We start from the raw sequence: 12,413 nt of genomic DNA on the forward strand, positions 1-12,413 counted from the left end.
GTGAAGCCAACCGAGCCGGACCGCTAAAATTTGGGTCTCGGTTTCCAAGCAGGCAATGTCATCGGAACTGTAAAACCCTTGTCGTCCTTTGCGCGAATTTGTTCTTCCCGATGCATGGCAAGGCACAGATGGATCAGCGCAGCGCGCGCCAGCTTTAGGATGCGTAGTGCCTTTGCCTCAAGCTCATGCCGCTCGACCGAAAGAGCAAGCCGATCATCGTAAACGGGGGGAAGCGACGATGAATAAATCGGGTCGCGATCGTGGACTTTGAGATAACGGTGTTCAAGATGATTGCGGATTGACGCGAGATCGCTTGCATCTGGCTCAGTGGAAGCCTGAAAATCCTCTTCAACAAAGTCCTTTGCCAGCCAGTACAGCCCTCGTAGGGGCCAGTTTTTGGCTGTGGTAAATACCGGCCTTAGTGTTGCACTGCCTCTCTTTTCGAACCACAGCGACCTGAAGGAAACAGCGGGGAGCGGGATTCCAAGTTTGAGATAGTCGTTGAGAAAAAAGGCGACCTTGTCGAGGAGCGAATAGGCCGACCGGAACGCCAACTTCGTCTTCTCGATCGAAAGTGAATAGCCAGGATCGTCGAGAGTATCGGGGAGTTTGGTGTCCCTGTCTGAAAAATGCGGGGCATCATCGGCGATGCCCTCAAAAAGTAGCCATCTCGCTGACGCAAATTCCTGCTTCATTTGATTGAAGAAGGCAATCAGGGTCGGGCCATCGTCCAATGGCGTTCGATAGGATGGAAGTGAGAGCGCGTCCGTTGACGCGATATCGTTATTTCCCAGATCATTGAGGGGATTGAGGAATAATATGTGGTCGAGAGCCCATCGTCGATAGTCGCGTTCCTTGCGGGACCGGCCGAGCCCGTAGCCATCAAGCTTTAAATCCGTCGCGAGGCGTTTCACGTCGATCATTTTGGCGATGCGTGCGCGAAGATCGACGAAAAAATCGCGCGCGCCGTCGGGCGCGCTCCCCCAGTCTGCTTCTCTTGCGAGCGCCGCGGATAGAGTCTGATGGGCTCGGTAGAGGAAGACGCTTTGATGACCGGAATCGTAATGGGCGCGAGCGTAATTGTACCAGGCATAGCCTCGGTTCGCGAGCGCCATGGCGAACTTCGGGTGCTCGTTGATGGCGCGCGTCCAATATTCACCTGCTTCGACAAGTCGGCCAGCACTGTTAAGCTGATTGCCCAAGTTAGTGAAGATCTGCGCTCGTTCGATCGGTTGAAGTTCGGCAAGCCCTTCGGCCTGTGCAGCGCGACGCAAGCTTAGAAGTTGACTCCGCAGCTCGGGTTGTTCCCAAGCCCAGGCATAATTCTCGGCGTCGTATTTTCGTTTGCGTGCGTCGTCCCACGCATTCGCCCGATAGAACTCGAGCAAACTACGTTGACCTGGAGTTAAGAAGTCCCCTTGGATGCTGTCGCACCACCGCAATGCAAGCTCAGTGCCTTCAGGGCAATCCAATTGGCTCGAGAGGTCGACAAGGAGTGCGGTTCGTTGCAGCGCCTCTTCGATGGGAATGGCCGCGATGTCTTTGGTCGCCAGTAGTTTATTGAGATAGGCTTTGTGATCCTGCGTCATGGCTGCTTCTGGGGTAGCTCCGGCAGGGCCTCTGCAAATGCCCGCATTTCCAAGAATAATTCGTAGCCTGGCTTGTGCCAAAATATGGCCGCCGTCATGGGTTGGCCGTCCATTTGCGCGGTGATCTCGACGGTCCTCCAACGGATCGGAAGCTTGCTTCGCATTTTGCCGAGTTCGATGCGAAAGTTGTGCGAGACAGCGTTGCGGACAATGTAGGAGACGGCGTACCACGACTGCGCCTTCAACTGTGACAGCAGCGACGAGCCAGGTGCAACTTGGTCAAAGTCCTCGCAGTAATCCGATAGCAGTTCGAAAGGTGCACGTATCAGGGTGTGAAGATAGGTGAGCAGAAAATCGGAAGACAAAAGCTCTCGGTCATTCGGGTTCTGTAACCGCACCACAAGGTCGGCATTGGAAACAAGACGGTCATCCACCAGCATGTTCAAAGTTGGCGCAAGGTTTGCCGCGCTTGGAGAATATCGTTCAACATCGCGTATCCAGTGGGTACACATAATTCCGAGGCGGTATGATCTGTCCTCACGCGCAAGTGTTTGGATGATCTCGGTCTTGGAAAAGCGCATTTTTGGGTTGCTTCGGTTAAGTCGTTGCGATGAATCTCTAGTCCACTCTACCTTACTTCCTCGCGCTGCACATCGAAGCCTAACAGGGGGCAGAGTGTCCATAGATCCCCAACTTCAGCTAATCGGCTCATCGCCGCGCTTTTGGCGATCGGGGCCCGCCGCGCCCAGGACGCCGGCCTGATACTCGTTCAAATCCCGAAGTTCTGCTCTGCCGAATGCGGCTGCGCTTGATGCTATCGTCCTTCTCGTGGACCAGAACGAACTTCAAGCTGGATTAAACTCATGGGGCAACGTCTCAACTCTTTTCGGTACCAGTTGTAAGCGAACGTGATCCGTTACTTCTAATCTACTTGTCGAGGCGACATGCTAACTCCGCCTCTCATGATTCTGTTCGGATGCTGGCTTACCGGCCTCATTAGACTCCATCGGCTTCATGTTTCGGACGCCACGAGGCGGGATTGGCGATCCAGCGGTTGATGTCTGATTCGTGCCACCCAGTCCCGTTAGCACTGATTTTGAGCTGGGCCGGGAACGTGCCCTCGGCAATCTTGCGGTAGATGGTGGACCGGGACAGTCCGGTCCTTGCGAGGACGGTTTTCAACCGAATGATACGGTCTGGTTCGCGCATGGCCGCGCTGGCTCCTGCTGGCTGTTTCTGACGGCTTCTGAGATCATGCAGGACATGCCGTTCTAGGCGCGCAAGAGCATTTTAGACGTCGCCGTACCATGGCGTTCAGACGGCGGAAAATAGGATAGATCAAATTCCGATGTCTCGACCCCTGCCAAGGTCTATGCCGTGGGTGAAGGCGAGTTCAAGGCCAAGCCGGCGACCCGATTCGAACGCGATCCCAAGCTCACGCTTGCGGTTGTCGAGGAGAGATTCAAGTTGCGGATCGCGTTCGAGGCTTCTCGCCATATCGCCCATCGCCGAGCGCGTGGCCTTGTAGCCGCCGATGTCGCCCGCCTGATACTGGCGCAGGCTGGCTTGGTCGAGCTTCTGCCAGCGCTCCACGAACCGGTCGGCGCGGTGGCCCGGATCGGTGCGGAGTTCGGTTTCGAGCTGGAGCGCGCGGATGGCGCGGTTGACCTGGCCGCCAGCCGCCTCGTGGGCCAGTTCCGGGTTCTTCTTGTAGGCCGCTTCGGCGTCGTGCGAGCCATAAGGCCGGGCCTCCTCGAAGACCTGGCGGGCCTTTTGTAGTTCCTTCACCTGCTCGGGACTTGCCTTGCCGCCCATCTCCTGCGCCTTGAAGATCGCATCCACGGCGTGGGCATGGCGCACGAGCGCCCGGGTACGCACGCGACGCAATTCCTTTTCCGCCTCTTCCGCTGCCTTCCGTTCCGGCGCCTCGGTATCGCGCCGTTCGGCTCCCGTACCGCTCCTTTCCCTTCCCGGCGTTTCCCGCCCCGGCTTCCGTCCGCCATCCGGCCCGGGCACATCTCCAGGAGAGCGAAGGCCGCCGAACATGTCGCGCACCTTTTCGGGCACGACCTTGCGCACGATCTCGGCCACGCGTTCGCGGAAGGTGATCCCCCGCCGCTCGGCGTAGCTCTGGACCGGATCGGCACGCTCGTAGTCCGAGGCCATGTCCTTGGCCCGGTCGCGCGACAGGGTACGGGTGAGCTGGTCCTGATTGGCAAAATCGTCGCGGCCATAGTGCAGCTCCACGCCGTCGCGGTGCCGCGACAGGGCGACGTAGCTGCTATGGGTATCCATCCCCGGCGTTGCCAGCACATGGGCGCGGTCTACCGTCAGGCCCTGCGCCTTGTGGATGGTCGCGGCATAGCCATGGTCGATCCGGTTATAATCCTTGAGGTCGAAGCGAACGGATCGGTCATCGTCGGTCCGCACGGTGATGGACCGTGCGCTGACCTGCTCGACGGTGCCGAGCGTGCCGTTCTTCACGCCAAGGCCACGCTCGTTCTGCAGGAACATGACGCGATCCCCGCTGGCGAAGTTTCTTGCGCCGCGCTCGACGGTCAGTCGGATGTCATCCCCCAGATCACCGGCGGCCCGCATCCGCCCGCGCGCCGCCTCGTTAAGCGCCCGGACTTCGTCATTGGTGTGGGTGAGAATGATCCGGCTCTTGTCGGGTGACGCCTGCCGGTCGCGGTCCCAGCGCTCGACCAGATTACCGCGCGCCTGCTCGCGTGTCTGCGACTCATGCACCATGCCGTGGGAGCGGTAGGCTGCAAGCGCATTGGCGGCTCTGCCATTGGCGAGATCGCGCGTGGCGTCCCGCTGCCAGTCCTCCCGCTGGCGGCGTACCTCGCCGATTTCCGCCCCGCCGTGGCGCTCATGAACCGACCGGAACGCTGCGCCCGCTTCTATTGCCTGCAACTGCTTGATATCGCCGACCAGCACCACTTTCGCGCCGGCCTCTGCCGCTTGGGATAGGACGCGCTCCAACTGACGCGTGCCGACCATGCCCGCCTCGTCAATGACAAGCACATCGCGGACCGTGAGCAGATCGCGGCCCTGTTGCCAGCCGTGCTCCATGCTGGCGATGGTGCGGGACGATATGCCCGATCCGCTTTCGAGATTCTCCGCCGCGATGCCGGACAGCGCCACGCCCCGGACCTCGTAGCCCGCCGCTTCCCAGGCCTCCCGCGCCAGGCCCAGCATGGCGCCTTTTCCCGTTCCGGCGTGGCCAACCACGACGCTCAAGTCGGGCCCATCCGTGACGCGCGCCATCGCGTCAGCCTGCTCGCCCGAAAGGACAAGCCCGCGCGCTTCCGCTCGCGTCAAAGCGGCTGCGCGATCCGCGTCACGCACCCCATGGCGTTCCCGTTCCGCCATGAGTTCAGCCGCGCGATGGAGACGCTGTTCGGCCTCAATCATCTCGCGGGTCGTGAAGCGATCTTCGCCGCGAGCGTCCTTGCCGAGTTCGACCAGATTGGGCGCGCGACGCATCGCGCCCATGACTTGGTTGAACTGGTCGATTCCGTCGCTGTGGCGATGCGCGAACTTCGCCAGGTCGCGCTGCGTGAAGGTTGATTGCTGCTGGGTGATCGCGTCCAGTGCCGCGGAGGGATTGGCGATGATCCGCACGCCGTTATTGCGCGCGATTTCGCGGTGCATCTCGGCGCGGTCGGCTTCGAGCCCTTCGCCGTCGATTGCCCGAACCTCGATACGTTTGGCGGGAGCACCGATCTGGCTTTGTGGCTCCAGCGCGATGCCCTGTGCTTCAAGGCTGCGGTGGTCGATGCGCGCGTCGATGTCGAGTTCGGCGAGTCGCTCGTTGGCGAGCTCCGCCCACCGTTCACGCCAGCGCTCCATCATCTCCGTGCGGTTCCAGTCCCGCACCTTTTGGCCAAACCCGTTCTTGTCCACCGAGCGCATGGTGAGCATGACATGGGCATGCGGTTTGGGCATGCCGTCCTCGGCCATGTCCCAATGCAGGTTAAGATCGGCGATCATGCCCCGGTCAACGAATTCGCCCCGAACGAAGTCGCGGGCAAGCTCAATCCCCTGAGCCTGCGTCATCTCGCGTGGAATGGCGAACTCCACCTCGCGGGCAAGCTGGGCGTCCTTGCGGACCTCGAAGGCCTCGACATCGTTCCACAGCCGCTCGCGGTCGCTCCATCCCTCGGGCGCCTTCTCCGGCAGCATCACCTCGGAATGGACCACGCCGCGCTTTCCGGAAAAGTCGTGGCTGCGGTCCAGCCGCTTGTCGCGCAGCCGCGAGCCCGACCGGTAGGCGGCTGCCGCCACCGCGCTGGAGCCAGACTTGCGGCCAATGACCTTGACGTGAAGATGATAGATCGCCATCGCGACCAGACCATCTACACGGCGAAGCGCACGTCGGCACGACGTATAAGCGCGCCCTCCCTCGAAAAAATCTCGGGAGGGACCATCCCGTCTCAAACCGTCCTGACGACCTTACAGCATTGTGCCCGGTGCTCGACTATCATTTCTCCATCAACACTCATGGAGAGACGGATGCGCAAGCCACGGGACTTCGATGCCGAACTGAAGGCACTTGGGGACAAAGCGCGCGACCTCAAGAGCCGCAAAGTGCAGCAGCTCGGCGAACTGGTTATCGCCACCGGGGCAGACGCGCTTAACGCCAACGAACTTGCCGGCGCGCTGGTCGTGCTAGCCGAGACAAAAGAGGCCGGAAAGAGGGAGGCATGGGCCAAACGCGGGGCCGTGTTTTTTCAAGGCCCGGCGCGCCGAAATGCTCCGAAAACTGACGGCAACCCGGACGGCCCTGCTGCACAATCTAGCGGCGCGCAACCGGTATCAAGCCGCAAGGGCACGACATGACATGCGCACATGGCAAGTCGAGCGCCGCAAGCGCACGCGTCATCTCATCGAACTCGGCGGCCTCGTCGTGAAAGCTGGGATTGTGAATCTGACAGGAGACGACCGCGCCACGATTTTTGGCGCGCTGCTATGGTGCGCCGATAAGCTCCAAAGCGAACAAGGCGAACAGGCACGAGCACTGTGGGTGGAAAATGGGAAGCAAGCGTTTGAGGCGGCTTCGGCGACTCGCAGCAAGACGGACCCAACTAGTCCGGCGGTTCGTCGTTAATATTTTGCAACAGCATCTCAACAGAGCGACGCCATGGCCGGGCGGCAGCACAAACGCTAAGTTTTGGCGCGGGCGCGGTCGATGCGCAGTTGCCGGGACAGGGCCCGCTGCGAAGGCTGCGATCGCCGACACCCGGGGCTGCGCTCGGCCGAGACACCCCGGGTGGCTCGGTTCACGAGCGCCGTTTTCGCGAAGCGAACGCGCCCGGAAAGCTCTCCGACCCTGAATGCTGGAACCGAAGGCCATGCGCCGCTATAGTCCGGCATACATGGATTCGCCCACCTTGCCCCCAGCGGTCATCGAACCGAAACCGCAAACCGTTGTGATTGTCACCGCCCTCGACGTCGAGACGAAGGCGGTGCTTCGCCATTTGGGCAACGACTGGACCGACGAAACCGTCCAGGGGACCGTCTTCTATCGCGGCACATTTGAAGGCTGGAATGTCGCCGTCGTCGAGGCTGGGCCCGGCAATACGAGCACGGCCATACTCGCCAATCGCGGTTTCACACACTACGGCCCGGACATGGCGCTGTTCGTCGGTGTTGGGGGCGGCGTCAAGGACGTCTCACTTGGCGACGTTGTCGTCGGCTCGAAGGTCTACGGCTATGAGTCAGGCAAGGATACGGCCGCCGGCTTCAGAACGCGCCCGGATCTCTCGCGTGGCGCGCACGCGCTTGAGCAGCGCGCTCGCGCGATGTCCAAACGCAATCAGTGGCGTCAGCGGCTCAATCCAGCGCTCAAGCACGGGGAAGACCCGGAGCTAAAGGTTGGACCGATCGCGGCTGGCGAAAAAGTCGTCGCGTCGCAACGCGCGGCGACTGCGAAATTCCTCAAGAAGGCATATGGCGACACGATCGCGGTTGAGATGGAAGGGCGTGGATTTCTGGAGGCTGCCCATGTCAGCGTGACGGTCGCCATCGTCATTCGCGGGATCTCGGACCGTCTCAGCGGCAAAGCAGTTTCCGACAAGGATGGCTGGCAGCCTCTGGCGGCCGATGCCGCAAGCGCAGTGGCCTTCGAACTTCTCTCAAAGCTGAATAGCGCATCGGAGGCAGCACCGGCCCAGCCCCGGAGCGCCCTGAATCCGCCGCCGACGGCAAAGCCTCCCGCGTACGGCGGCACGGAGGCGGATGCGCCGAAGCCGGACGCGCCGTTCCTGGAAGCAAAGCCGACGCTGAACGCCGCGAGTTTTTTCGACAAGGATGAAGTGCTGGCGCGCGTCGGCGTTCCCGATGTCGACGAGGTGCAATTCCATTTCGAGGAGCCGCCCGACGGTGTCATTCGCGTGATCCCCCATGTCAGGCATCCTCGACCAATTCCGCTGGCCGAGCTTCGCGAGAAGGCGGCGCACGCTCCTCTCTTGAAGACCAGGCAATATGGTGCACTGGCCGGCCTGAATGCACATGGCGCGATGGCCTACGATCCGGGCGCTTCACGCCGCGGTGGGCCTGCGCCCCTCGCGTGGGCAACGCAACTGTTCCCCAGCGGCGAGCTTTGGCTCGCCAGCAACACGGTGGTTGTCCGGAAACGGGGCGAGCGGCCGGCTTGGGTCCCCATTCCCTTCATTCCGGCGCTGCTGACCGAACAGCTATTCCATGAGAAGGCGCACGCCGCGATCGAGTTTGCGGCGAGCCAGCTCAGAGGCATGTTTCCCTGTGATATCGAACTCGGAATTTTGGGACTGAAGGGCGCCAAACTCGCCATCGACCAAGACGAGATGCGCGGCCCTATTCAGCGAGATGCGATCATCATGCGGCGTACTGTCGACAGCGGCGAACCATACGAAATTGACGAAATCCTCCTCGAATTTTTCGAGGAGCTGCACGATGCCACGGGTTACGCCAGACCGAAGAATCTTTTCCATTTTCCGCCCGACGCGCCGCGCGGGGGATAGCTCAGCGCATTGGCGTTTATCGGCTCATCGCCAGACTAGTCGTCGTTTTTTCGCTTGCGTGCTTTGACGGTCTTGGCCTTGGACTTCTTTGCAGACGATCCGCGCGATCGTTTTGCTGCTGTGGCTCGCGGCTTGGGTGTTACTCGCGGCCCCTTTGGAGATGTTTTCCCGCTTTTGGCTGGAGCTTTTGTTTTGGCTGGCGCTGCGGGACTGGCTGGCAGTGCCGGCGAGGTGGCGCTCGTCGTCTCCGCGGTTTTGAGCGGCTCGGGAGGATACGCCCGCTCGGGAAAGCCGTGCTCCGCGTAATTGGTGCAAGGACCTTTGTACCCAATCAGCGCGAAGACGATGTGATACATCAGCGCGGTCACCTGATGGACCTGATCGACAAGTTTTTGATGGTCGATTTGCGAGGGATCGACGCCGCTCTTTGTCGGATGGACGCCGCGATTGCGCAACGCGGTCCAATCCTTCACGAGCGCCGGCAACGTGCCTCCGTTCGCGGCGAGCGCGTTCATGCGATCGACGGCGCGAATGGTCGTCAGGCCATTCATCATTCCGCCGATACGAGATGCGAACTCGCTGTGGTCCTCGTTGCCTGTGACCTGAGCGTTGACGAAGTCTCTGAGCGCTTCCAGCTTTGTTTTCAACGTTGGATCGAGTTCTTTGGGTAGGAGACCGGCAAGTCCCTCGACGGCGACACCAAGACCAATCGCCCAGGCATCGAGCGCGTTGGCGCTGGCTTCGCACGCGTTGTGCAGATGGTTGGAGCAGGTGTGCCAATAGGCACTGGCGTCGGGAAGCACAAATGCAAGGTACGCTTCGAACAGCTGCCACGAATGGCGATTGAACGCGGGAACCCCGCGCGAAATCGGCGGCGGCAGATAGGTACGATGGGATGACGGGTAACGCGAGTAAAGTTGAAGGTGTCGATTTGGACCTTCGATCACACGGACGCTGACGGTTTTGGCAAGTAGGAAGCGGATACTCTCCTCGATCTTGACTTCGATATGGTCGGGCAGCGGGACCTTCGACTTCACCTGAATCGTGAAACTGTTCTCTGCTTTCTTGATCTCGAAATCGAAACCGCAGGCTACGAAGTTCGCCTGATTGACCAAACAGGGAATGTCGGCCTTATCGAAATAATGCAGGCGCATGCCTGAAGCGGTGTTGCTGCGTTCACCGCGCTCACAATGCCCGATCGACGCATGGACAATCGGATTCGGGTGATCCGCATGCCAATTGCCGTGCGGCAAAATATTCTTCGCCGTCCAAACGGATCCGTCTAGTGTTCTGCCCGTGAGCGTGAAATAGTCCGCGTCCTTGTAGAGCGTGCCCGACACAACGCGAGAGACGCTGTTTAAGTCCCTCATGAAATCGTTGTTCTTGGTCTCAACCGAATAGAGCTGGAGGGTGAGTCCCTCGGTTTCGGTTTGTCGGATGTAGCCCGTGCCGCGGTACTCGATGGGATCGGTCGCCCTGTTCTGGACCAGCACGAGTTCAATGAAGTCGATCTGCAGCGAGCCGCCCTGAAAAGCCTCGATGATCTTGTCCATGCAGGCGGGTTCCCCCCGAGTCGGCGGATACGTTCGCCGTTCTCCCGATGGTATCGCACAAGGCAGGGTTTCGCGAGGCAGTTGTGTCGGCCATTCGAGTCCGATTAAGCGCCGGTTTCTGGTCGTGTTGCTCGCGCGCGGGCCTGTTCTTCTGCCTCGCGCTTGGTGACGGCGTAACGCAGAACAGATCTGGCGTCGGTTTCCTCCATCGCGCTGGCGACGAAATCTCGTTTCATCACCACACGAACGCAGGGCAGGCCCGAGTCGTCATAAGTCTCCATTTTCAGGAGATAGTCCTCACCGAGATCGATGTAGACCGGGCTGGCTGCCTCAAGCCAAGTCTGGCGAGGCCTCACCCAATCGAATTGGTGGTGCCCGCGATAGGCGAAGAGGACTTCGTCCCTGATTTCATGCATTCCGTGATAGATGCCGCCGCGAATGGTGGCTTTCGTCACGTCCGGATATTCGAGCCGACACTCGGATAAGCGAAAAAAGAGCCCGGCGTTTGCTCCGTTCATGTGACGGCGCGCCTTAACCCACACCAGGTCCCGCGCGATCTCGGACCGGGGATCGGGCAGCTCGTGATAAATGTCGAAGTTCGATTTGAACGGCTCGCCGTCGAGGACCCAGATCAAATTCCCGTAGAACGCCTCCCGCGACAGCCGCTCTGCGTCGGACATGGCCGAGTGCTGAACCTCGATGTAGATGCCTGTGGGCGTCCGGATGTCGGACCGGTGGATTTCACCGTCCGGCGCGGTGTGACAAATCTCGCGACACTCGGGCGGGAACAAACTCTTCCACGTGCGGTGCCAGTCTGTTTCGTTTTCCCACCACGGATCGCAGTTCCGTCGCCCGGCATGAGCCCAGTGATGAATGACACGAGGACCACACTTGGCGACCATGGCGGCGCCACAGGTCGGGCATAGGCCTCTCGCACCCGGCGACGCCTCTTGTCGCGCACCCTCCACAAGCGCGTACTGCATAACCATGCCTTTCTAGGCGCCTACTACAAGGCTTTTCGCAGCTGTGAATTCTGCCATCGCGGCTGCGGGTTTGATAGAAGTGCACTCACTCTCGCCGTTGGGTGGCCAGCAGCCGTAACGCTTCACCCTGCTTCCCTTGCTGCGTTAGTATACGCGCTAGAATTGCTGAAGCCCAAATACACGACTCCAGGATCTGGGATTCATTATCCAATTCCAGCGCATGCTTTGCGGCATCCTCGGCTGATTGCCACCGTAGCTCTCGCAAGGGGTTGTTTAAGGGCTTGCCCAATCGACGTGTTGCTGTAGACGCGCGGTCCCAACCTGAACGGTCTTTATCGTGGAGATAAAGCGACGCTGGAGAAGGCGCGATTGCGGGCCGCGTTGTGGCATCCGGCGGTGTTCGCAGATGTCTACCGAAGTGGCGCACCCGACACGATTCGAACGTGTGGCCTTCGCCTTCGGAGGGCGACGCTCTATCCAGCTGAGCTACGGGTGCTTACTGCTTACGCAGTGCTTACGCGGGTTTTGTGCAGGAGTTTAGTCCTCACACGCGCCCTCGCAAGTCTTTGTGGTCCAATACTCTTTCTTCGTCACTTTCCACACCAGCCGGCTTGACACATGCCTTCGGAGGGCAACGCTCTATCCAGCTGAGCTACGGGTGCGTACGGCCAATCGTTTAGCCGATTGCCTGGGCGACGGCAACGGCCTTGGAGGCTCCCGGACCGGGCGGACGGCCGCTCGCGCCGCGAGGCAATTCCGCGGGGTCGCGCGGCCCAGCCGCTCCTGCCGCCCCGCCTTACGCCGGCACGATGGTCTTGCCGATCGGCCACAGTGCCAGCCCGGCGAGCTTCAGATGGGCCCAGGCGAAGGGCAGGCCGATGATGCTCACCGCGAGCACGATTGCGGTCAGGAGGTGGCCGAGCGCCAGCCACCAGCCGGCCAGCACGAACCAGATGATGTTGCCGAGCAGGCCGAGAACGCCGGTTCCGACGTCCTCCATGCCCGTCACCTCGTCACGGCGAACCGCGCGCGAGCCGAACGGCAGCAGCGTGTAGGCGGCGATGTTGAAGGCGGCGCGGGACCAGGGCAGGCCGACGATCGTGATCGCCATCACGACCGCGGCGACCAGCCAGCCGAACGCCATGTAGGCGCCGCCGCACAGGATCCAGAGGATGTTCAGAAGCATGGAAACCGGCTGCATGACGACCTGCCAACTCCGTTGTTGCCGCTCCGGATATAGGAACGCGACGCCAAGGCCGGTAGCGGGCGGTCGTCGAA

The 12,413-nt window shown here is 60.8% G+C and carries 10 protein-coding genes and 1 tRNA gene; 3 read left to right on the forward strand and 8 right to left on the reverse strand.

The genetic code is table 11. The features are described 5' to 3' along the window. Nucleotides 1-23: 23 nt before the first annotated feature. The 4 genes from ACQR1D_RS02600 to traA form a co-directional block, all read right to left on the reverse strand. Nucleotides 24-1,589, reverse strand: coding sequence for an LA2681 family HEPN domain-containing protein (locus ACQR1D_RS02600; protein WP_434893642.1), 1,566 nt, complete (start codon nucleotides 1,587-1,589; stop codon nucleotides 24-26). Further along, nucleotides 1,586-2,170, reverse strand: a complete 585-nt coding sequence (locus ACQR1D_RS02605) for a hypothetical protein (protein ID WP_434839933.1) — start codon at nucleotides 2,168-2,170, stop codon at nucleotides 1,586-1,588. The genes ACQR1D_RS02600 and ACQR1D_RS02605 overlap by 4 nt, the downstream gene beginning before the upstream one ends. A 415-nt stretch (nucleotides 2,171-2,585) precedes the next feature. After that, nucleotides 2,586-2,798 (reverse strand): helix-turn-helix transcriptional regulator, encoded by a 213-nt coding sequence (locus tag ACQR1D_RS02610; RefSeq protein WP_434893641.1) that lies wholly within the window; start codon nucleotides 2,796-2,798, stop codon nucleotides 2,586-2,588. 129 nt (nucleotides 2,799-2,927) lie between these two features. Then, a complete protein-coding gene (gene traA, locus ACQR1D_RS02615) occupies nucleotides 2,928-5,939 on the reverse strand; it encodes a Ti-type conjugative transfer relaxase TraA (RefSeq protein ID WP_434893640.1) in 3,012 nt (1,003 codons plus the stop codon). 171 nt (nucleotides 5,940-6,110) lie between these two features. Here traA and ACQR1D_RS02620 point away from each other — a divergent pair, with 171 nt between their 5' ends. From ACQR1D_RS02620 to ACQR1D_RS02630, 3 genes are all read left to right on the forward strand, one after another. Further along, nucleotides 6,111-6,437: a conjugal transfer protein TraD gene (locus tag ACQR1D_RS02620; protein ID WP_434839930.1), complete on the forward strand. Its 327-nt coding sequence runs from the start codon at nucleotides 6,111-6,113 to the stop codon at nucleotides 6,435-6,437. Nucleotide 6,438: 1 nt separating this feature from the next. Beyond that, complete coding sequence (locus ACQR1D_RS02625; RefSeq protein WP_434839929.1) at nucleotides 6,439-6,705, forward strand: conjugal transfer protein TraD; 267 nt, start codon at nucleotides 6,439-6,441, stop codon at nucleotides 6,703-6,705. Between the two features lie 226 nt (nucleotides 6,706-6,931). After that, nucleotides 6,932-8,599: a hypothetical protein gene (locus ACQR1D_RS02630; protein ID WP_434839928.1), complete on the forward strand. Its 1,668-nt coding sequence runs from the start codon at nucleotides 6,932-6,934 to the stop codon at nucleotides 8,597-8,599. 35 nt (nucleotides 8,600-8,634) lie between these two features. Here ACQR1D_RS02630 and ACQR1D_RS02635 read toward each other — a convergent pair whose 3' ends face one another. The 4 genes from ACQR1D_RS02635 to ACQR1D_RS02650 all read right to left on the reverse strand — a co-directional run bounded on the left by ACQR1D_RS02635 (nucleotide 8,635) and on the right by ACQR1D_RS02650 (nucleotide 12,336). Next, on the reverse strand, nucleotides 8,635-10,152 hold the full coding sequence (locus ACQR1D_RS02635) for a hypothetical protein (protein WP_434839927.1): 1,518 nt from the start codon (nucleotides 10,150-10,152) through the stop codon (nucleotides 8,635-8,637). 104 nt (nucleotides 10,153-10,256) lie between these two features. After that, a complete protein-coding gene (locus tag ACQR1D_RS02640; protein WP_434839926.1) occupies nucleotides 10,257-11,054 on the reverse strand; it encodes a CoiA-like domain protein in 798 nt (265 codons plus the stop codon). 500 nt (nucleotides 11,055-11,554) lie between these two features. Next, nucleotides 11,555-11,631, reverse strand: a tRNA-Arg gene (locus ACQR1D_RS02645). Between the two features lie 300 nt (nucleotides 11,632-11,931). Further along, nucleotides 11,932-12,336 (reverse strand): YccF domain-containing protein, encoded by a 405-nt coding sequence (locus ACQR1D_RS02650; RefSeq protein WP_315803856.1) that lies wholly within the window; start codon nucleotides 12,334-12,336, stop codon nucleotides 11,932-11,934. Between the last annotated feature and the right edge of the window lie 77 nt (nucleotides 12,337-12,413).

The sequence above is a fragment of the Bradyrhizobium sp. HKCCYLRH2047 genome, from assembly GCF_051168175.1.
GTDB lineage: Bacteria > Pseudomonadota > Alphaproteobacteria > Rhizobiales > Xanthobacteraceae > Bradyrhizobium.

Excerpts from the sequence above, each read along its gene's own strand:
- ACQR1D_RS02600 (WP_434893642.1), bottom strand. The coding sequence starts at position 1,589 with ATGACGCAGGATCACAAAGCCTATCTCAATAAACTACTGGCGACCAAA.
- ACQR1D_RS02650 (WP_315803856.1), bottom strand. The coding sequence starts at position 12,336 with ATGCAGCCGGTTTCCATGCTTCTGAACATCCTCTGGATCCTGTGCGGC.
- traA (WP_434893640.1), bottom strand. The coding sequence starts at position 5,939 with ATGGCGATCTATCATCTTCACGTCAAGGTCATTGGCCGCAAGTCTGGC.
- ACQR1D_RS02620 (WP_434839930.1), top strand. The coding sequence starts at position 6,111 with ATGCGCAAGCCACGGGACTTCGATGCCGAACTGAAGGCACTTGGGGAC.
- ACQR1D_RS02640 (WP_434839926.1), bottom strand. The coding sequence starts at position 11,054 with ATGGTCGCCAAGTGTGGTCCTCGTGTCATTCATCACTGGGCTCATGCC.
- ACQR1D_RS02635 (WP_434839927.1), bottom strand. The coding sequence starts at position 10,152 with ATGGACAAGATCATCGAGGCTTTTCAGGGCGGCTCGCTGCAGATCGAC.
- ACQR1D_RS02605 (WP_434839933.1), bottom strand. The coding sequence starts at position 2,170 with ATGCGCTTTTCCAAGACCGAGATCATCCAAACACTTGCGCGTGAGGAC.
- ACQR1D_RS02610 (WP_434893641.1), bottom strand. The coding sequence starts at position 2,798 with ATGCGCGAACCAGACCGTATCATTCGGTTGAAAACCGTCCTCGCAAGG.
- ACQR1D_RS02625 (WP_434839929.1), top strand. The coding sequence starts at position 6,439 with ATGCGCACATGGCAAGTCGAGCGCCGCAAGCGCACGCGTCATCTCATC.
- ACQR1D_RS02630 (WP_434839928.1), top strand. The coding sequence starts at position 6,932 with ATGCTGGAACCGAAGGCCATGCGCCGCTATAGTCCGGCATACATGGAT.